16 protein-coding genes and 1 pseudogene are annotated in these 19,166 nt (G+C 70.3%); 8 read left to right on the top strand and 9 right to left on the bottom strand.

Translation table 11 applies throughout. The annotated features are described in order from the left end of the window. The first annotated feature begins 13 nt into the window (after positions 1 to 13). Positions 14 to 799, top strand: a complete 786-nt coding sequence (locus CRT23_RS03275; RefSeq protein ID WP_103708593.1) for an endonuclease/exonuclease/phosphatase family protein — start codon at positions 14 to 16, stop codon at positions 797 to 799. Here CRT23_RS03275 and CRT23_RS03270 read toward each other — a convergent pair. Beyond that, complete coding sequence (locus tag CRT23_RS03270) at positions 766 to 2,982, bottom strand: VTT domain-containing protein (protein ID WP_103708592.1); 2,217 nt, start codon at positions 2,980 to 2,982, stop codon at positions 766 to 768. The genes CRT23_RS03275 and CRT23_RS03270 overlap by 34 nt on opposite strands. A 271-nt stretch (positions 2,983 to 3,253) precedes the next feature. Here CRT23_RS03270 and CRT23_RS03265 point away from each other — a divergent pair, with 271 nt between their 5' ends. Continuing rightward, on the top strand, positions 3,254 to 3,493 hold the full coding sequence (locus tag CRT23_RS03265) for a hypothetical protein (protein WP_103708763.1): 240 nt from the start codon (positions 3,254 to 3,256) through the stop codon (positions 3,491 to 3,493). Positions 3,494 to 3,536: 43 nt separating this feature from the next. Here the strand turns inward: CRT23_RS03265 and CRT23_RS03260 are convergent, their stop codons facing one another. Continuing rightward, positions 3,537 to 4,181 carry a Crp/Fnr family transcriptional regulator gene (locus CRT23_RS03260; RefSeq protein ID WP_348628831.1) on the bottom strand — a complete coding sequence of 215 codons (645 nt, stop codon included), beginning with the start codon at positions 4,179 to 4,181 and terminating at the stop codon, positions 3,537 to 3,539. A 604-nt stretch (positions 4,182 to 4,785) separates the two neighbouring features. Between CRT23_RS03260 and CRT23_RS03255 the strand changes: the two genes are divergently transcribed. The 4 genes and pseudogenes from CRT23_RS03255 to CRT23_RS03240 all read left to right on the top strand — a co-directional run bounded on the left by CRT23_RS03255 (position 4,786) and on the right by CRT23_RS03240 (position 8,919). Continuing rightward, the gene (locus CRT23_RS03255) at positions 4,786 to 5,541 is read left to right on the top strand and encodes a Crp/Fnr family transcriptional regulator (RefSeq protein WP_245435937.1); all 756 of its coding nucleotides are present in this window, start codon (positions 4,786 to 4,788) and stop codon (positions 5,539 to 5,541) included. Then, positions 5,538 to 5,792, top strand: coding sequence for a hypothetical protein (locus CRT23_RS03250; RefSeq protein WP_103708590.1), 255 nt, complete (start codon positions 5,538 to 5,540; stop codon positions 5,790 to 5,792). The genes CRT23_RS03255 and CRT23_RS03250 overlap by 4 nt, the downstream gene beginning before the upstream one ends. A 550-nt stretch (positions 5,793 to 6,342) precedes the next feature. Next, positions 6,343 to 7,982: pseudogene (locus tag CRT23_RS03245) on the top strand (EAL domain-containing protein). Positions 7,983 to 8,025: 43 nt separating this feature from the next. After that, a complete protein-coding gene (locus CRT23_RS03240; protein ID WP_103708589.1) occupies positions 8,026 to 8,919 on the top strand; it encodes a BLUF domain-containing protein in 894 nt (297 codons plus the stop codon). A gap of 444 nt (positions 8,920 to 9,363) precedes the next feature. Here the strand turns inward: CRT23_RS03240 and CRT23_RS03235 are convergent, their stop codons facing one another. After that, positions 9,364 to 9,654, bottom strand: a complete 291-nt coding sequence (locus tag CRT23_RS03235; protein ID WP_146056315.1) for a hypothetical protein — start codon at positions 9,652 to 9,654, stop codon at positions 9,364 to 9,366. Positions 9,655 to 9,791: 137 nt separating this feature from the next. Here CRT23_RS03235 and CRT23_RS03230 point away from each other — a divergent pair, with 137 nt between their 5' ends. Both CRT23_RS03230 and CRT23_RS03225 read left to right on the top strand, forming a co-directional pair. Next, positions 9,792 to 10,625, top strand: coding sequence for a DUF6502 family protein (locus tag CRT23_RS03230; RefSeq protein ID WP_055954791.1), 834 nt, complete (start codon positions 9,792 to 9,794; stop codon positions 10,623 to 10,625). An 11-nt stretch (positions 10,626 to 10,636) separates the two neighbouring features. Continuing rightward, positions 10,637 to 11,944 (top strand): DUF5666 domain-containing protein, encoded by a 1,308-nt coding sequence (locus CRT23_RS03225; RefSeq protein ID WP_103708587.1) that lies wholly within the window; start codon positions 10,637 to 10,639, stop codon positions 11,942 to 11,944. A gap of 37 nt (positions 11,945 to 11,981) precedes the next feature. Here the strand turns inward: CRT23_RS03225 and CRT23_RS03220 are convergent, their stop codons facing one another. The 6 genes from CRT23_RS03220 to hpnA all read right to left on the bottom strand — a co-directional run bounded on the left by CRT23_RS03220 (position 11,982) and on the right by hpnA (position 18,894). Continuing rightward, positions 11,982 to 12,686, bottom strand: a complete 705-nt coding sequence (locus CRT23_RS03220) for a phosphorylase (protein WP_103708586.1) — start codon at positions 12,684 to 12,686, stop codon at positions 11,982 to 11,984. Between the two features lie 67 nt (positions 12,687 to 12,753). Then, a complete protein-coding gene (gene shc / locus CRT23_RS03215) occupies positions 12,754 to 14,751 on the bottom strand; it encodes a squalene--hopene cyclase (RefSeq protein WP_103708585.1) in 1,998 nt (665 codons plus the stop codon). Positions 14,752 to 14,790: 39 nt separating this feature from the next. Then, positions 14,791 to 16,095: a hydroxysqualene dehydroxylase HpnE gene (gene hpnE, locus CRT23_RS03210; RefSeq protein WP_103708584.1), complete on the bottom strand. Its 1,305-nt coding sequence runs from the start codon at positions 16,093 to 16,095 to the stop codon at positions 14,791 to 14,793. Next, on the bottom strand, positions 16,095 to 16,949 hold the full coding sequence (hpnD, locus tag CRT23_RS03205; RefSeq protein WP_103708583.1) for a presqualene diphosphate synthase HpnD: 855 nt from the start codon (positions 16,947 to 16,949) through the stop codon (positions 16,095 to 16,097). Before hpnD ends, hpnE begins: the two co-directional genes overlap by 1 nt. Continuing rightward, positions 16,946 to 17,872 carry a squalene synthase HpnC gene (gene hpnC, locus CRT23_RS03200; RefSeq protein ID WP_103708582.1) on the bottom strand — a complete coding sequence of 309 codons (927 nt, stop codon included), beginning with the start codon at positions 17,870 to 17,872 and terminating at the stop codon, positions 16,946 to 16,948. The genes hpnD and hpnC overlap by 4 nt, the downstream gene beginning before the upstream one ends. After that, positions 17,872 to 18,894: a hopanoid-associated sugar epimerase gene (gene hpnA, locus CRT23_RS03195; RefSeq protein ID WP_103708581.1), complete on the bottom strand. Its 1,023-nt coding sequence runs from the start codon at positions 18,892 to 18,894 to the stop codon at positions 17,872 to 17,874. Before hpnA ends, hpnC begins: the two co-directional genes overlap by 1 nt. Between the last annotated feature and the right edge of the window lie 272 nt (positions 18,895 to 19,166).

Below are 19,166 nucleotides of genomic sequence, written 5' to 3'. Positions count from 1 at the left end.
GCGACCGCCCCGCATGCGCCTCCTCAGCTACAACATCCGCCATGGGCGCGGCACCGATGGGCGCGTCGATCTGGAGCGCGTGGCCCGCGCCATCCGGACGAGCCGCGCCGACATCGTCGCGCTGCAGGAAGTCGACCTCGGCCGCGCCCGGACCGGCGGCGTCGACCAGGCTGGGGCCCTCGCCCGGCACCTGGGCATGCGGGCGCACTTCCACGCCGCCCTCCAGGTCGAGACCGAGCGCTACGGCGACGCGATCCTCACGACGCATCCCTCCCGTCTCGTCAGGGCCGGAGGCCTGCCGGGGCTCGCCGGTCGGCCGGGTCTCGAGCCGAGGGGCGCCCTGTGGGTGGAGGTCGCCTGTGATGGGCACCGGCTCCAAGTCCTCAACACCCATCTGGGCCTCGCCGCGGCGGAGCGAAGCGCGCAGCTCGCGGCACTGCTCGGTCCCGACTGGCTCGCGGCCGCATCGGCGGCGGGACCGGTGGTCCTGGCGGGAGACTTCAACGCGACGCCGTGGTCACGGGCCTATCGCCAGCTGACCGCGCAACTCAGCGACGCCCGCGCCGCCGCGCGCAGCCGGGTGGGGCGCGCGACCTTCCCGAGTCGCTGTCCGGTGCTGCGTCTCGACCATGTCTTCGTCGGTCCGGGCCTCCGGGTGGACCAGGTGGCGGTGCTGCGCGACGGGGCCGCGCGCTGCGCATCCGATCATCGTCCGCTCCTGGCGACGCTCGACTTCGCCGAGGTGCCGCGGGCGGTGCTGCTGCCTCAGGAAGCCCTGGCCGTGGCGCCGGAGGTCTGAGCCGCCGGCGCCTCCGCCGGGCGCTCGCCCCGCCGGAACTGCTCCAGGGCGGCGGCCCGGCGCCAGGGCCGCCAGGCATCGCGCACACTGGCCGGGTCACCGAGATGCCAGGCCTCCACCAGGCGCGCGAGGGCACCGCGCCGGGAAGGCACCAGCGGGCAGAGCCGGCGCGGCGCCACGAGGGACGGATCGTCCAGCACCGCGCGCAGGGAGCCGCGACGGTGCACCGCCTCCTCGAAATCCTTGCGCGGGCAGCCGGCGTGGTGCGCGAGCAGGCCGTCCCGTAGGCGCAAGATGGCGGATCGCGCGAGAGGCGCGTCCTCGCTCGGCAGGACTTCGATGGCCAGGTCGCACTCGCTGTCGTAGCCGAGGGAGCGGTTGTTGAGGTTGGTCGACCCGATGCGCATCAGGCGATCGTCGAAGATGCCCACCTTGGAATGGACGAGGATCGGGCGTCCCTCCGCCGTATGCGGTGCCAGGATGCGGAGGCGGTCGAAGCGATCCGCCGCCCGAAGCTTGCGGATGAGTCCCCGTCGGGCGCTGTCCATGGTCAGCCGGTCGAAGGCGTTCGGGCTGCGCTCGGCCACCACGATGATGATCTCCGGTCCCTCGGCCTCGCCGAGACGCTGCATCAGCGCCGCGCCGATCAGGGGCGACGTCAGGTACTGGTTCTCCAGGTAGATGACGTGGGCGGCGCCCCGGATCGCGGTGGCGTACAACGCGGCGTTCTCGTGCAGGGCCGCGCGCTTCGGGCCGGCGGGCCGGGTGCGCGACAGGGCGATCGATGTGGCGTGGAGGAGTGGGGTCACGGAGGCCGGCCAGGGCGTCCCGTCCCGTGCGGGCGGGGGAGGCAGACGCTCGCCGGTGGCCTCGTGCCAGCGTTGGCGCGCGAGGTCACCCAGGGCCGCCGCCGCCGGGCCCTCGACCGCCATCATGATGTCGTGTCGCGGCGGATAGGTCTCGCCGCTGGGAAGGCGCCGGCGAGGGTCGCCGTCCCGATGGGCCGGCGTATCCCAGCGATTGGCTTCGAAGTCGCCCCCGCCGCAGAAGGCCACCGCGTCGTCGACGACGAGGATCTTCTGGTGCTGGCAGGCGCCGAAGGGCAGCGTCGCATCGACCCGGTAGCCGATGCCGGGTCCCAGCAGGGCGCGCACCGCCTCCGGTGTCAGGTCCCGTCCGGCCGAGAGCGGCCAGGGCATGTCCCAGATCAGGATGTGGATCGCGAGGTCCGGCCGGCAGGCGCGCAGACGGTGGAGCAGGTCCACCAGGGTTTCCCCCTCCGGGGCGTGGCTGCCATCGGGCGCGAGGCGCAGGCGCGGGTCGAAGCTCCAGCCGATCAGCAGGATCGAGTGGCGCGCCTCCAGCATGGCGCTGCGGGCGGCCGCGAAGTAGGCGGCGCCGTCATGGAGGACGGCGAGCCGATCGGCCTGCTCGATGCGCCAGCAGGTCTGGCCCGGCCGAAGCCAGCGCGCCTCGGACCGAGGCGGAGCCAGCGCGCCCGGATCGGCGGCCCGGGACGAACGGGACGCCGGATGCAGCCCGCGCGCGGCGAGCTTCGCCTGCACGCGGCGGCGCGTCACCGCGACGGCCCCGAAGGTCGCCACCAGGCCGAGCCCCAGCGGGATCCAGTGGGCGGCCGAGTCGGCCGCCGTGCGGCCGATCACGCCGAGATAGACGCAGAGGATCGTCCCCGGGATCATGCCGAGGAGGGTCGAGACGAAGAAGTCCCGCACACGGACCCGCGTCAGGCCGAGAATGTAGTTCTGCACGTTGAAGGGCACGAAGGGACTGACCCGCATCAGGGTCAGCAATTGCCATCCGCCGTCGCCCACCGCCTCCATCGTGGCGACCATCGTGGGACGTCGGGCGATGACGCGCTCGACGCGTCGTCTCAGGACGAAGCGCGCCGCGAGGAAGGCCAGGACGGAACCGACGGTCGCCGCCCCGAGGACGATCGGGAGCGACCACCACCCGAAGGCGAGCGCTCCGGCGATCGTCAGCGGGGTGCCCGGGATCACCAGCAGCGTGGCCAGGACGAAGAGGGCCGCGAAGGCGACGGGGCCGAGGGGCCCGAGACTCGCCGCCCAGGCGCCGAAGGCCTGGAGCCAGTCCTGAACCGGCAGAAGGAACCAGACCGCGGCCGTTGCCGCGAGACCGAGCAGGATGAGAAGCCAGGAACGCATACCGGTTGATGTCAAACGGCCGCGCTTGCGTCACGCCGAAAAGCGATGGACGACCCGTTTCGTTGCGTTCGTCTCACGGTGTCTGTCGCTCCACTGCCTGTGCCGCCGCGAAACACGGCACGAACACACAGCACCAACACACAGAATGCGTCGCGCGCCGAAGCGTTGCGCTGCAGCATCGACCTTTGCACCGTCGCGGCGCATCCGCTATCGCTCGCTCGCCCGCACCGAGGCTGCCGGGACAACGAGCCCGCACGCCGCGATCCCGGCCATGACCCGCGACAACGCAGGATTCCGAACCATTTCCCAGGACGCTGAGATCACCTTTCGCGGCCGCGGGCGCGGCCTCCTCCGCGACGCGGGCCTCCGGCTCGACGTCTGCCCGCTCTGCTCCCAGGCGAACACCCCGCGCGGGGCGGAGGCCGGGCGATGCGCCTGGTGCGCCTACGTTCCGTCCCTCGACGACGTGGAGCCGGTGCGCGCCGAGGACCCGTCCCACGCCGCCGAATAGCGTCGGCAACCGGTCCGCTGCGTAGGACCCGAGGCGCGGGGTCTCATTCCTCCTCGACCAGGCGCCGGTAGGCCGCCTCGGCGATGCCGTAGCTCCGTCCCGCGGCTTCCTGCAGCCGTTCCCGGTTCCGGATCGTGATCCGTCCGCGCCGGGCCCAGATATAGCCGGAGCCTTCCAGGTTCTGGACCGCCAGCGTCACGCCGGAGCGCTGAACCCCCAGCATCACCGCCAGGATTTCGTGGGTGAGGACGAGGTCGTCGCCCTCGACGCGGTCGTGACACATCAGGAGCCAGCGGGCGAGCCGGGTCTCGATGCCGAAGCTGGCGTTCACGAAGGCGGTCTGGCGCGCCTGGAACAGTTCCGCCTGGATGAAGCGCAGCATCTGCCGGCGCAGCGTGGCGCTGCGCTCCATCGCGGCCTCGAGGGCATCCCGATCGATGACGAGGGCGACGCCCGCGATCTGGACGACATGCTCATAGGGCGAATGGGTCGACCCGAGAATGACGCTGGCGGCGTCCACGAAACCCTCCGGACCGATCATTCCGACCTCGATCCGGGTCGTGCCGACCTGCAGGATGACCGAGACGAGGCCGGCCTCGACGAAGTAGGTCTGTGCGAGACCCGCCCCGGCCTGAACCAGAACTTGCCGGGCTGCCAGGTCCAGGCGACGCAGATGCGGTTGAAGCAACGCCAAATCGTCGGACGATAGGGTCCGCAGCAAACGGTTACGCGGCAAGACTTGCATTCGCTGAGGTCAGACCTTGTTCTCTCGGGTCAGAGAACCAAGCCTCTCCCGCCATGGCGCGGCCATAGCGAAGGTTGAGCACTAGATCAATCAAAGATGGCAGATCATCCTGCGAGCATCTAAACGCATCAGTAGTGGGTTCATAAACATAGGTTAAAGGTTTGAAATCATACAAATGCGGCTTGGGTGCTTACAACTGCTGAAGCGGCAGGATAAAAAATGCAAAGCCCTGCGGCCTGACCTCCGCAGTGAGCCGTAGGAGAGCAGCATGACATCGTCGGATCGGCGAGCCGACGGGGATCGCGGGGCAGGTACGCGGGGTCGACGGCGCAGTCTCGACCCGGAACGGCAGCGGAGTGGGTCGGCTCGCGCGGCCGAGGCCGGCCGTCCGGCTCTCCGGCGCGTGCCCGCACCCACGGATCGGGATTTCTGGCCGCGCCGCTCACCGATGTGTCCCCGACTCCGCGTGATGTGAGGGTCGATCGGTGCACCGCTGGTCGCGATCTCACGCGATCCGAAGATTGTTGCCAGGATTACGGACATCGTCTTGTCGTCTCATTCCTCGATCCCCCTCGCCGATTCCTCGAACCCGCTGGTGCGAAAGCTGGAGGGTTTCGGACCTCTCACCGAGGAGGAGCGGGCGGTGCTCCGGCGCATCAGCGCCAACGGTCACGTCATCGGCCCGCGCGTCGACCTGATCCGCGAGGGCGATGCCCCGGACGGCGTGATCCTGATCATGGAGGGCATCGCCTGCCGGCAGAAGCACCGCGCGAACGGGGCGCGCCAGATCACCGCCTACCTGGTTCCCGGTGACGCCTGCGACCTCGACGTGGCGCTGCTCACGCAGATGGACCACACCATCACCACCCTGTCGGCCTGCCGCGTGGTGCGGATTCCCATCGACGTCGTCAAACGGATCATGGACGAGCACCCGGCGATCGCCCGCTCCCTGCGCATGGGCACGCTGGTGGACGAGGCCACCCTGCGCGAATGGCTCGTCAACGTCGGCTGTCGATCGGCCATCGAGCGGATCGCCCACCTGTTCTGCGAATTGCTCGTCCGCCTGCAGGTGGTCGGCTTCGCGAGCGAAAATTCCTACGAGTTCCCGGTCACTCAGCTCGATCTCGCCGACACCGTCGGCCTCTCGAATGTGCACGTGAACCGGTCGCTTCAGGAACTCCGGCGCCAAGGTGTGATTGAACTCAAGGGCAGGACGCTGAAGATCCTGGATCGTCAGCGCCTGAAATCGATAGCGGAATTCAACTCGAAATACCTGCACCTGGGAACGCGGGCCGCGGCATGACCATGAAACTCGAGCCCGTTCAGATCGCGACGGGCAGCAATGACCGCGAGAGCCGGCTGGTTTTCGAGGATGGGATGCTCGTCGCCGTGCTCGTCCAACTCTCCAGCGAGCATGATTCCGAGGCGGGACATTGGTTTCTGGAAGCGGGCTTCGGGCGCGTCGAGAATGTGCACGCGCCGATCTTCGCGGATCTCGACGAGGCGCAGGCCTGGATCGGCCGGCAATTGTCGGAGCCCCGGTCCTTCGGCTGAGACATCGCGCGCTCTTTCGCGTTCTCGACCACGCTTCGTTGATGATCGCGGTGAAAACAGCCCTCGGCCGAGGCGAACCCCTGCCACGTTGATGTGTGTGAATGTGCCGGCTGCAACCGTCGGACATGCTCGACCCGTCGCGCCGTCTTCGGATCGACCGGGTCTCGCCGATACCTTGCCCCCCGATCGTATCGGCGAGACCATTTGATCGTCGAAGTACAGCGAGCGATGAAGTCGGCCTCGTCATCTTTGGATGGCTGTCGATGTTCTGCGATGCTCAGTTGCTTCGCAGTTATCGTCTCTGGATCTGACCAGATCACGGCAGCCTAGTGTCGTGTGAGCGCCACTGGCATGCGCTATGATTTTCACATTTGAAAGTCGGCGGCGCGAAAACCTATAATTTACTTTCGCGTCTCTATACTCGCGGCGCTGGCGCACCCCGGATGCGCACCGGAGCGGCGACGTGATGCAGGTAGTCCAGGTTCGCGCGAGACCGGAGACGACCCCCGGGCCGGCTGAGTCCGCTCTCGGGCCGGCACCCTATCTCGATGTGGTACGCCAGGGCTTTCTCGTCTTCGAGCGGGGCCGGCTGGTCCTTTGCACCGGGCCGGCGCGGGACGTGGTGGGCGGGTTCGGCCTGCCTGAACGTCCGAGCCTTCGTCAGGCCCTGCACACCCTCTGCCGCCTCCTGCCCCTCCGCCGGGATGCGCTGTTCGCTCAGGTCCGGTGCGCCTTGGACCGCTGCGAGGGCCTCGCCTTCGAGATCCTGCACGCGGGGCTGACGCTCGAGGTCGGCATCCAGCCCTTCGGCTGCTCCCGCGGGACCTGCCGGGGCTGGACCGTCACCCTCGAGGACGTCACCCTGCGCCGCGCCGCCGAGAGCGCGGCCAGCGAGCGGGCGCGCCTCGACCCCCTGACCGGCCTGCCGAACCGCCTGCACCTGCGCGAACGCCTGGAGGATGCCCTCGTCCAGGTGGAGACCTCCGACGGTGCCTGCGCGGTGCTCCTGGTGGACCTCGACCGGTTCAAGCCCGTCAACGACACCCTGGGTCACGCGATCGGCGATGCCCTTCTGGCCAAGGTCGCCGAGCGGCTCAGCGCCACGCTCCGTCCCTGCGATACCGTCGCGCGCATCGGCGGAGACGAGTTCGTCGTGGTCCAGCGCGGCGTGACGGACCTCGAGGAGACCCGGGTCCTGGCGCGTCGCATCGTCGACCTGATCGGCCGCACCTACATGATCGAGGGGCAGTTGCTCACCATCGGTGCCAGCGTCGGCGTCGCGGTGGCGCCGCGCGACGGCACCGACGCGGATCGCCTACTGAAATGCGCCGACCTCGCCCTCTACCGGGCGAAGCTCGAGGGGCGCGGGGCATTCCGCTTCTTCGAGGCCGAGATGGACGCCCGCATGCAGGCGCGCCGTCGCCTCGAACTGGACATCCGCCAGGCCCTCGGCCGGCGCGAATTCTCCCTCCACTATCAGCCGCAGCTCAACCTCGAGAACGACCGCGTCACCGGGTGCGAGGCGCTGCTGCGCTGGACTCATCCGGAGCGCGGCATGGTCCCGCCGGGCGAATTCATCTCGCTCGCCGAGGAGATCGGATTGATCGTCCCGATCGGCGAATGGGTCATCCGCCAGGCCTGCCGCGATGCCGCGACCTGGCCCTCGGCGATCAACGTCGCGGTGAACGTGTCGCCCGCGCAGTTCAAGGGCGATCGCCTCGTCGAGGTCATCGTCTCCGCGCTGGCGAGCTCCGGGCTCGCCGCGAGCCGCCTGGAGATCGAGATCACCGAGGGCGTGCTGCTTCAAGAAAACGAGCGCACCCTGCGGACCTTGCACCGGCTCGCGCCCTCGGCATCCGCGTCTCCATGGATGATTTCGGGACCGGGTACTCCTCCCTGAGCTACCTGCGCTCGTTCCCGTTCGACAAGATCAAGATCGATCGTTCCTTCGTGGCCGACATCACCCAGAAGCCGGACGGAGACGCGGTGATCCGTGCGATCGCGGGTCTCGGGCGCAGCCTCGGCATGACCACGGTGGCCGAGGGCGTCGAGACCGAGGACCAGATGCGCCGCATCCGCGCCGAGGGCTGCACCGACGTCCAGGGCTACCTCGTGAGCCGGCCGATCCCGGCCGAGGCGCTGCTGGCCCTCTTCACCGACCTCGGCCCACACGGCCTCGCCCAGGCGTGAGGCGGCCGCCCCCGACCGTGTCCAGCTTTTCCGGAGATCGGATATGAGCGACCTCTATCGTCTCGTCTATGCCAGCAAGAACCTTCTGAAGGTCCCCGACGCGGAGGCGAGCAGCGCCGTCGCGCAGATCCTCGCGACCTCGCAACGGAACAACGCCGAGGTCGGCGTCACCGGCGCACTGATGTTCAACGGCGGTGCCTTCGCGCAGGTGCTCGAAGGCCCGCGCCAGGGGGTGGAGCGCACCTTCGAGCGGATCCAGCGCGATCAGCGGCACGGCGACGTCACGGTGCTCGAATGCGGGCCGACCGAGGCGCGGGGCTTCACGAACTGGTCCATGGCCTTTGCCGGTCAGGCGGAGGCCGGACAGACGCTGTGGAACGATCTCGCCCGCGAGAGCGGCTTCGATCTGTCCCGGCTCGACGGCGACGCCGTGTTCCGGATGCTCCACGGTCTGGTGATCGAGGAGGAGGGCGTTCCCGGCACCGCGTCGATCGCCACGATGCCGACCGTCGCGGGCACGAGCGACGCGGATGCGCCGGCGCCGAGATCCGACATGGCCGGTCTCGACGTCGACCGCATCCGGGCCGAGGTGGCGGATCTGCGTCCGGCAAGCCCGTCGGTTCCGGCGACCCCGGCCATGCCGGCAACCGCGTCCGCTTCGACGGGCCAGCCGGCCGCGTCCGATCACGCTGCGCTGTCGGTGCTGCGGGAGGCGCTGGCCCAGGAGCGGCGCCGGACCACGGCGTTGCGTGAGGAGCTCGACGATCTGCGCATCGCGCAGGCCCAAGACCGCGCCGCGGTCGAGGCTGTCCGTCAGGAGCGCGACCTCTGGGTGGAACGGGCCCGCTGCCTCGCCTCCGCCCTGTGCCGCGAGGCCGAGGCGGTTCGCGGGACGCCCGACGCACCCGCGGTCGGTGCCTCCGTCCGCGCTGCCTGAGGTCGCCGGCCGTTCGCTTCCCGGTCGCGGTCGTCCGCCGCGAGGCCTCGTCTCGGGCGGGGTTCGAGCAAGTCAGACGCGGCGAGGCACTTCGGCTGCCCTGCCGCGCAGACGCGCGATCAGCGCGCGCCACCAGCCGCCGAAAGTCCGCTCGGACGACGGCCGCCGTCGCGCAGACCCGCGTGGAGGCCGGCAGGCGTGCAGGGAAGGGCTCATGCGGGGATCGGCGCGATACATCGAATGGGCTGCGAGCGAGTGTGATTACACGGGTGAACGGGTCGTCGCGGGGTCGGGTCGCCGAGCAGCGGCAGCCTCAGCCCCGGAGTGCAACGACCAGCAGGATGACGGTGGCGACCGCCGGAACGGCGCACAGGAGCACGTCGATGATCGGGCGCGGTTGCGGCTGATCCGACCGACTGAGGGAACGGCTCGTGACGCGGGACATCAGTTCGCCCGCGGGAACGCGAAGGCCGCCGCCATCCGGCGGGGCGAGGCGAGGCGGGTGGCGCTGGCCCGCGGCGTGTCCGCTGCCAGCGTTGTGCCCTGCGCCGCCGGGATCGACCGCGGTCCGGTCGAGATCAGGACGACGACGGCCAGCGCGACAACCGAGAGGACGCTGACACCACGACCGAAGATGGCTAACGACCGGGCTGACGGTCCCGTCGCGCCTGCGGACGTGTCCGCATGAAGCGGCGGCAAAGCATGCGTCGGATGGAAGGGCGTCAGCACGGCCATGGCGGCATTCCGGGTCGAAATCACTCCCATCTTCGTATGTGGGTAAATTTCCCACGTCAATCGGACTGGGTTGGGAACAGGTGTTCGAACGCACGCCGTGGGATTGTCTCCCACGGCACGATGCTTATGCTGGATCCATGGCGGATCCAACCGAGACCCTTTCCGAGGGAGCGAACCTGCACGCCCCAGTCGCGCGCTTGCTTCGGCCGCTCGTGCGCCTCTTCGTGGCACGCGGCATCACCTTTCCGGCGCTGACCACGCTCCTGCGCGAACTCTACGTGAACGTCGCCGAGTACGACTTCGCGCTGCCGGGCAAGGAGCAGACGGACAGCCGGGTCAGCCTGCTGACCGGGATTCACCGCAAGGAGGTCAGTCGCCTGCGCGGCGCCGGTGCCCCCGTCAGCGCCGTGCCGTCCTCCGTGTCGCGGACCAGCCGGATCATTGCGCGCTGGCTCGCCGATCCTGCCTTCACCGACGCGGACGGCCAACCCCGCCCCCTCACGCGGGCGGGCGACGGGACCGGCGCGTCCTTCGAGGAACTCGTCGCGGCCGTGACCCGGGATCTGCGCCCGCGCGCCGTCCTCGATGAGTGGCTCGACCGCGGGCTCGTGGTCGCCGATGCCGACGGCCACATCGTCCTCGCGGAAGCGGCCTACGTGCCGAAGGGGGGCGGGGAGTCCCAGCTCTATTACTTCGGTCGCAATCTGCACGACCACATCGCCGCGAGCGTCGCCAACATCACCGCGCCGACCCCGCGCTTTCTCGAACGGGCGGTCCATTACGACGGCCTGTCCAAGGAACTGGCCGATCGCCTCGAGGCCCGTGCGCGCGAGATCGCCATGGAGGCGCTGCAGCAGGCCAACCGCGAGGCCCACGCAGCCTGTGAGACCGATGTCGGTGGCACCCATCGCTGGAATTTCGGCGTCTACGTCTATGGCGAGGATGCGCCGTCCGCGGCGGCGAAGGCGTGAGGCCCGCCTCCATGCGTGCACCGAACCGTCGCGACGCTCTGCGCCTGCTCGCCGCGGCGCCTCTCGCGCTGGCCGCCCGCGCCGACCCGGTCCCGCCGATCCGCGATCAGGGCATCGGCGGGACCGGCGCGCGCCCCAGCCACCCGCTGGGAGACGGTTCGGAATCGGAGGGCGACCGTGGCCTGGGCGGCACCGGCGTGATCGGGACGATCCGCAAGTTCGGATCGATCATCGTCAACGACCTGCGCATCACCTACCCGCCGGACGTCCAGGTGCGGATCGACGGCCGGCCGGCGGCAGCGGGCGACCTGCGCATCGGGCACGTGGTGCGCGTCGTTGCCCTCGAGAGCGGCGGCACCCTCGCCACACGGCGTATCGACGTGACGAGCGAGGTGGTCGGACCCGTGGAGGCCGTCCGAAAGGGGGGGCTCACCGTCCTCGGGCAACGGGTCGCCCTTCCGGCGACCCAGCAGGATGGCTGGACCCTCGGCGAACGCGTCGCGGTGAGCGGTCTACGCCGCCCCGATGGCGTCGTCGTCGCCAGCCTGGTGGAGCGGCGGTCCGAAGGACCGGCTCGGGTGGCCGGTCCGATCCGCCGGGGGCCGGAGGGCAGTCTGATGATCGGGGATCTCCGCCTCGTCGGTGCCGATGCCGAACACGTCGGACGTCGCGCCATCGCCACGGGCGCCCCAACGGGGTCGAGTCTGACGGTGACCGGCATCGAGCCGTCGCGCGCGCTCTTCGTCCCAGGCCTCCGCCGCGTCTCGATCGAAGCCTATGTCGGCCGCAATGCTCGCGGTCTCCAGATCGGGTCCGGCCTCGCCATCACCGGTCGGCCCGACGCGGGACTGCCGCGCCGCGGCAGCGTGCGCGCGGTCGTCATTGCCGAGCCGGCCCGTGACGGCCGCCCCAAGGTCGAGAGCCTGCGCATCGACCGGCGCGGCACCGAGCGCCCCAGCCCACGGACGGCCCCCGATCGCGGATCGCCCCCAAGGTCAGAGGGTCGTGGCGTCGACGGGCGAGGCCTTGAAGGTCGGGGCATCGATGGACGCGGGCTCGACGGAGGCAGGCTCGACGGACGCTTGCCCGGGAGCCACCCAGGGGGCGGACGACGTCTCGACATCGATACGCGCTCGCCCCTGGGCGGCGAGCACGGACGGCCCGGGAGTGGTTTCGGGAGCGGACCGGGCGGCTTCGAGCGCCCCGGCGGGCTCGGGCGCGGTCCGGGGGGAGGACTCGGGCCCGGAGGCGGACTCGGGGGCCCGGAGGGGCCGGGTGGCTTCGGCGTGGGCCCCGGGCGTGGTCCGGCCGGACGCTGAATCGCCTCCGTCCCGGTACGCTGCGCGCGGCGTGCTCTCAGACGGCCGGGACGCCGAGGGCGATCCCGAGCCGGGCCCGGCATCGGGTCAGGCTCTGAAAGGCGCGGCCCGAGTCGCGGGCCAGGCGGATCAGGGCTGGGATCTGGCTGGGCTGCCGTGCGATCGCGGTGAGCACCGCGCGGATGTCGGGCTCGCCGTCGGGCTTCAGCGCCTGGGCGGCGAAGGCCGGGATCGCGCGGTCGGCAGGATCGCAGACGATGCGCAGGGCCGCGAAGGGCAGCCCATGCTCCGCGGCATAGGCCGCCGCCACATGGGATTCCATGTCGACCCCGGCGCTGCCGGTCGCGCTGCGCAGGGCCGCCTTGGCGGGCACGTCGATCACGGCGGCATCGACGCCGGCCAGCACGGCTTCGCGAACGGTCGAGCCGGATCCCGCGAGCGCACGCATCCAGGCCGCGGTGATGGCGGGATCGGCCGGATAGCTTTGCGTCGGCGTGACGATGGCGGTTGCGACCAGCACGTCGCCGGGCTGGAGGGCCGGGTCTAGACCGCCGGCGATGCCGATACTGACGACGGCGCGGCAGCCCGGCTCGGGCCGTGCGGCCAGGAGGGCGCGGAGACGTTCCGGATTGCCGCCGGCCCCAATTGCTTGAACGCCGGTGCCGGAGGCGAGCCGCGCCTCCTTCGCGAGGCCGGTCACGGCCAGGACCGGGAGGGTGCCGGGCGCGGTCATCGCACGCATGCCGTTGCTCGATCGACCACGAACCGGAGCCTTCGCATCACACCCCTGCGCCCCACAGCCCATCGACTCACATGCCGAAGGCGATCTTCCGGGTGTTGCTGCGCTGGAGGTTGCGATAGCGCGCCATGGCCCACAGGGGGAAGAACTTCGGGTAGCCGTGGTACCGCAGGTAGAACACCCGCGGGAAGCCGGTCGCGGTGTAGCGCTCCTCGGACCAGAAGCCGTCGGCGCCCTGGGTGCGGGTCAGGTAGTTGATGCCGCGGGTCACCGCCGGATCGTCGGCCTCGCCGGCCGCCATCAGGGCCAGCAGCGACCAGGCCGTCTGCGAGGCGGTGGAGTAGCCGGGCTCGAAGGCCGGGTCGATCTTGTAGGACGAGGCGTCCTCGCCCCAGCCGCCATCGGGGTTCTGGATGCGGATCAGCCAGGCGACCGCCTTGCGGATCTCGGGGGAGGCCGGATCGACGCCGGCGGCGTTCAGGGCGCACAGCACCGACCAGGTGCCGTAGATGAAGTTCATGCCCCAGCGGCCGTACCACGAGCCGTCCTCCTCCTGGTCGTTCAGGAGGTAGGTGACGCCGCGGTCGAGGGCCTTCGAGCTCTCCCGGGTCTCCCCGAGCTGCGCCAGCATGGAGACCACGCGGGCCGTGACGTCGGCGGTGGGCGGGTCGAGCAGCGCGCCATGGTCGGAGAACGGGATGTGGTTCAGGTAATGGTGGTTGTTGTCGGCATCGAAGGCCGCCCAGCCGCCGTCGCTCGACTGCAGCCCCTCGACCCACTCGCGGGCCCGGGCGATGGAGGCGCCGTAATCCGGCACATCGGCCACGAGGCCGTGCTGGCGCGAGGCCCGATCCATCGCCATCACCACCACGGCGGTGTCGTCGAGGTCGGGGAAGTGGGGGTTGGCGTACTGGAAGGCCCAGCCGCCGGGGCGCACGTTCGGCCGCCCCGCGGCCCAGTCGCCCCTGATGTCGAGGACCTGGAGCGGCTTCAGCCAGTCGAGGCCGCGCCGGGCCTGGTGCTCCGCATCCGGGCCGCCCGCCTCGAGGAGGGCGTGACCGGCCAGCGCCGTGTCCCAGACCGGGGACAGGCAGGGCTGCACGTAGGCCTCGTGCTCCTTGACGACCACGAGCTTCTCGATCGCCTCGCAGGCGATCCGCACCTGGGGATGGTCGGCCGGGTAGCCGAGCACGTCGTACATCAGCACGGTGTTGACCATGGCGGGGAAAATCGCCCCGAGGCCGTCGTCGCCGTTGAGGCGCTCGCTGACCCAGGCCACGGCCTTGTCCATGGCACGCGCCCGCCGCGTCTTCGGGAAATAATCCTGCGTGACCTGCAAGATGCGGTCGATGGTGCCGAAGATCGGCGTCCAGGGCCAGGTCGCGTGGGGGCTGCCGGGCCAGGTGCGCACGGTTTGCGGCGGCGCCACGAACAGCTCGGGGATGCCGATGCCGCGGGGATTGCGGGCGAGCGGCTTCTTGGCCTGGATCACCAGCATCGGCACGATCACGCAGCGCGCCCAGTAGGAGACCTTGTCGAGGTGGAACGGAAACCACCTCGGCAGGTGCATGATCTCGACCGGCATCACCGGCACCGCGCGCCACGGGACCTCGCCGAAGAGGGCCAGGAGGAAGCGGGTGAAGACGTTTGAGTTGGCGGCACCGCCGCGGGACAGGATCGCCTCGCGCGCCCGGCGCATATGCGGGGCTTCGATCGAATCGCCGCTCATCTTGAGGGCGAAGTAGGCCTTCACGCTGGCGCTCATGTCGAACGGGCCGTCGTGGACCAGGGCCCAGCCGCCGTGCTTGCCCTGCGTGCGGCGCAGGTAGTTGCCGATCTTGGTCTCGAGTTCGGGCGCGATTTCGGTGGCGCGGAACTGGTGGAACATGATGTATTCGGACGGGATCGTCGCGTCGGCCTCGAGCTCGAAGCACAGGTGCCCGTCGTCATGCGACAGCGCCGTCAGCGCCTGGGTCGCGCGCACGACTCCCCGCTCGACGTCCTCGAGTGAGATCTCCTGAGTCTTGGGGCGCTGCAGCGCCTCGACCTTCCTGAATGCGTCCCGCATCGTCCTCGCCTCACCGGCCGCGCAGGCGGCCGCCTTATCTCACGCCGCGCCGCGCGCTCGTGCCTGTCCGCACGTGCCGGTCCTCCGGGCGAGGGCCGATGCGGCGGTCGTTCCTGAACGGATGGCTCCCTCGATCGTCGATGGCAGACCGGTCGCGGTCCAATCCCCTGCCAGGACGAGATTCTCGTGGGCCGTCACGGCGCCGGAGCGTCGTGCGGCCTCGGCCGGCGTTGCCGCGAAGGTCGCCCGCTTCTCCTTGACGATCTGCCAGCTGGGCAGTTCGGGCGCAAGTCCGATCAAAGTCACGATCTCGGACCAGATCTGACGTCCCAAATCTTCGCGTGGCACATCCAAGAGCCGATCGGCCCCGCTGATGGTCACGGATAGACGATCCGGATAGGCAAATAGCCACTCCGTCATTCCGTTCACCACGCCGAGCAGTAACGGCGATCCCGGCGGCGGAACCACAGCAAAATGCGCGTTGACGATGGAGCGGTGGCTCTGCGGTGCCGGCAGGCCCGGCAGCAGGTCGCAGGCGACCCAGGGCGGCAGGGCGAGCACCACCGCATCCTCGGCGGCGAGCGTGATGGTCTCGTCGCTGAAGACGAGGCCGGCGATCCGGCCCTCGCCGAAGCTGAGGCTGCGCAGCCGGTGACCCAGGCGAAGGTCTGCCCCGCGCCGGGTGAGATAGTCGACCGCCGGATCGACGAAGGCCGCCGAGAGGCCGCCGACGGCGACGAGGGGCCGGCAGGCCTTGCCGCCGGCGCCGAGGGTCTCGCGCAGGATCGTCGCCGCGAGGCCCGTGTCGCTCTCCTTCGGATCGGTGTTGAGGGCGGCCAGCAGCACCGGGTGCCACAGGCGGTCGTAGAGCGTGCCCTCGCAGGCCATGCTCTCGCCGATGGTGCCGCCCTGGCCGGGGCCCTTGCCGGCCGCTGCCTTGAGGATGCCCAGGGGCGCGAGGTAGTCGCGCGCCGCCGTGCCGGGTACCCGGCGGGAAGCCTGCAGGACCCACCACGGCACGCGGCCCGCGTTGGGGCGCAGGGTCCAGCGCTCGCCGGTCTTGAGGTCGGCGAAGGGGAACGCCGCCTCGGCCGGACCGGACAGGGCGCTCTCCGGCGCACCGATGGTGCGCATGAAGCCGAGCGCCGAGGTGTTCCCCGACAGGAGCAGGTGGTTGCCGTTGTCGATTGTCAGTCCGAGCGTCGGATCGTAATACGAGCGGCAGCGGCCGCCGGGCTGCTTGGCCGCCTCGTGCACGACGACCCGCGCGCCGCGCTCCACCAGCGAGACGGCGGCGGACAGGCCGGCGAGGCCGGCCCCGATGACGTGAACCGTTCCGGCCATCAGACGATCCCGTGTCGCAGGACGACGCCCAGCAGGGCGAGCTTGCCCGGCTTGACGCGGGCGCGAGGCTTCTTCCAGCCGCGGGTCAGCACGGCGTCGAGGTAGAGCCGATAGGCCGCCGCCATGAGGCGCGGTGCCTTGGTCACCTTGCGCGGGCACCGGGCGATGATGTCCCAGGTCGCGCGGTAATGCGCCTCGGCCTCGCGGGCGACGGCGATGCAGACCTCGCCGATCCGCGGATGGTCGATGGCGGTTTGCGGCGTCGGTGCGGTCAGACCGATCGCGGCCAATTTCTCCCGCGGCAGGTAGAGGCGGTTCCGTTCGGCATCCTCGTCGATGTCGCGCAGGATGTTGGTGAGCTGAAGCGCGCGGCCCTCGTGGTAGGCGAGGGCGATGCCTTCCTGCTCGGCAACCCCGAAGATCCGCACCGACAGGCGGCCGACCGCGCTGGCGACCCGGTCGCAATAGAGGTCGAGGGTGGCCTCGTCGGGTGCGACGATGTCCTCGAAGGCATCCATCGCCATCCCGTCGATCACCGCCTGGAAATCCTCGCGCAGCAGGCCATAGCGGCGGATCGGCACGACGAGGTCCTGCACGCGCGGCGCGGGACGGCCCGCATAGAGCTCGTCGATGTCGGTGCGCCAGCGGTCGAGCTCCGCGGCCCGCACGGGCGCCGGGCCACCGTCATCGGCCACGTCGTCGACGGCGCGGCAGAACGCGTAGACCGCGTACATGGCCGCGCGCCGGTCGGGCGGCAGCAGCCGCATCGCCGTGTAGAAGGACGAGGATTTCGCCGGCAGCGCGTCGACCGCCGGTGCGGTGGAGTCGGTCGCGGGAGACAGGGTCGCGCTCATGACCGGCTCCCCTGAGCCACCTTCGGGTTCGCGACTTTCGCGGCCTGGGACCGTAGCGTGCGGCCACGCAGGGGCCGGCGGGCGAGGGTCGCGGCGATGCCGCCGAGGGCCGTCAGGGCGAAGGCGGCCTTGCCGTGGTGCACCTTCTCGCTCAGCGGGTCGCGCTCCATCAGCCCTTTGCACAACACGACGGCGAGGCGGTGGATGGCGGCGATCTCCAGGCTGAGGCGCAGGTCCGCGATGAGGTCGGGCAGGACCGCCCCCTCGTCGAGAAGCCCCATGGTGCGCTCGGCCAGCTCGGCGATCGCGCCGCGCAGGGCCGGCGAGGCCTTGTCGGCTCCGAGTTCGGAGATCGCGGCACCGTGCCCGTCGAGGGTGTCCTGCGGGATGTAGACCCGGTCGATCGCCCGGTAGTCTTTTCCGCAATCCTGCAGGTGGTTGATGATCTGCAGGGCTGCGCAGATCGCGTCCGAGGGTCCCCAGACCACGCTGCGGTCCTCGCCATGCATGTCGAGGACGTAGCGGCCCACCGGCATGGCCGAGAGGCGGCAATAGGCGATCAGCTCGTCCCAGTCGGCGTAGCGGCTCTTGCGTGCATCGAGGCGGAAGGCGTCGAGAAGTTCGAGGGCATGCGTCGGCGCGAGGCCGCGGGCGGCGAGTTCGCGGCGCAGGGGCTCGGCCGCGGAATCCGTCGGGCGGCTGCCGGTCAGGTCGTCGGCAAGGGCGTCGAGGAGCGCGATCTTCCGCTCCGGCGACAGGCCGGTATGGTCGGCCACGTCGTCACCGGCGCGGACGAAGTCGTAGAACGCCAGGATCGCGCCACGATGCTTCGGGTGGATCAGGTGGGATGCGACGGGAAAGTTCTCGTCGCGATAGCCTTTGCCGGTGCGTGCCTCGGTGGCCGTCTGGATCGTCGTGCTCATCACAGGCGTCCTTCCTGGCGGAACCAGGCAATCGCGTCGGACAGGCCTTCGCGATAGGGCCGGGCGGTGTAGCCGAGTTCGGCGCGCGCCTTCACGTCTGAGAAGAACATCCGGTAGCGGGACATCCGGATTCCGTCGATCGTGGCGAAGGGCGCCTTGCCGGTGAATCGGGCGATCTGTTCGGAGACGAAGGCGATCGGATAGACGACCGCCCGTGGCAGGTTCACCGTCGGAGGCTTGCGGCCGACCAGGCTGGCGATGTCGGCCAGCATCTGCGACAGGAGCACGTTCTCCCCGCCGAGGATGTAGCGCTCGCCGATCCGGCCGTGCCGGAGAGCCAGCAGGTGCCCGGCGGCGACGTCATCCACGTGAGCGAGATTGAGGCCGGTATCGACGAAGGCCGGCATCCGGCCCAGAGCCGCTTCGAGGATGATGCGGCCGGTCGGGGTCGGCTTGACGTCGCGCGGACCGATCGGCGTCGAGGGATTGACGATGACCACGGGCAGGCCGTTGCGCGCGGCCATCTCCTCGACCACGCGCTCGGACACCACCTTGCTGCGCTTGTAGGCGCCGATGGCGGTGGCGGGGGTGAGGGGGCGCGTTTCATCGGCCGGCGTGCCGTCGTCATGCGGCTTGATGGTGGCGACGCTCGACGTATAGACGACGCGCTCGATGCCGGCCCGGAGAGCCTCTTCCATCAGGATCACGGCGCCGTCGCGGTTGGTCGCGACGATCTCTTCCGGATCGGGTGCCCAGAGCCGGTAATCGGCCGCGGCGTGAACGAGATAGCGCTGGCCCTGGAGGGCGCGCGCCACGGCCGCGCGGTCGCGCATGTCGCCCTCGACGATCTCGACGTCGGTCCAGGTCAGGTTGGTGCGCGGCGAGGTGGCCCGGACCATGATCCGGACGGGGAAGCCGGCCTTGCGGAAGACGTCGACCAGGGCCGCTCCCAGGAAACCGCTCGCGCCGGTGATGAGAACCGGGCCGGCATCGAACGGGCCGGAGGGGGTCGCCTGTGGCATTTCTCTCGTAAGGGTCTGAGGATTTTATGCGTGCGCGGGGCCCGAAGCGGACTTCGGACCCGAGGATGGCGCGCTTTTGTCATCGAAACCGGTGTCGGACAAGCGCAACGGGGACACACCCGGGTCGCAAAGCCCGGATGCCTCATGCACTTGGATGGCCACTCAGGCGAGGCGCAGGCGCCCCGACTGTCCGGCCTTCCGTTCGGGCAGGGCTGCTTTGACGGTCTGGAGGATGCCGGCGGCGTCGAGGCCGGCCTCGGCGTACATGGCGT

It is taken from the genome of Methylobacterium sp. V23 (assembly GCF_002917135.1).
Lineage (GTDB): Bacteria > Pseudomonadota > Alphaproteobacteria > Rhizobiales > Beijerinckiaceae > Methylobacterium.
The sequence above is the reverse complement of the archived record's forward strand: the minus strand, read 5'-3'. Positions and strand labels throughout refer to the sequence as shown.